At 67.4% G+C, this 537-nt stretch carries 1 protein-coding gene; it reads right to left on the bottom strand.

Annotation, left to right across the window (positions count from 1 at the left end; all coding sequences use genetic code 11):
* The coding region (locus U5775_RS39010) for a hypothetical protein (protein WP_322063449.1) at positions 1–537 on the bottom strand (537 nt) is incomplete at both ends.

The raw sequence follows: 537 nt of genomic DNA, 5'->3' as shown, positions 1-537 counted from the left end.
GTCCAGGTCGTCGATGTCGATGCGCAACTGGTTCAGATACGCGCTGCCGCCCGGTGCGTAGAGCGTGTGGAACAGCATGCCCGCCTGCATCGGCGAGAGCGGATACAGGTCTTCGATTGCCGATGCCGGTATCGGCAACGCGTCGAGTTCGGCCTGCGTGAGCGAGGCCAGCGGGAAGTCCGAGGGCGTTGCGCCCGTTGCGCCACTTGTGCAGTGCGCGATCAGCGCTTCGAGTTCGGCCATGCAGGCATGCAGCAGCGCCTGGACCGTTGCTTCGCGATGGCGCGCGCCGCTGTAGCTGATCGACATCGTCAGCGCGCCGTCGTAGATCCGTGCGTTGATGGTGAGCGCGTGCGTGAGCGCGGCCTGCGGGTCCAGCGCCTGGCCTGCGCTGCCCGCTGCCGGACGCCAGCCCGTCTGCGCCGTGAAGCTGCCGTCGAACTGGCCGAGGTAGTTGAATACCACTGCGGAGGGCGTCGCAGCGGCCAGCGCGGTGCGGTCTTCTTCGGTCCCGGCGTACTTCAACAGGCCGAAGCT

The sequence above is a fragment of the Paraburkholderia sp. J63 genome (genome assembly GCF_905220245.1).
Lineage (GTDB): Bacteria > Pseudomonadota > Gammaproteobacteria > Burkholderiales > Burkholderiaceae > Paraburkholderia.
This window is presented reverse-complemented; position numbering and strand designations above follow the sequence as displayed.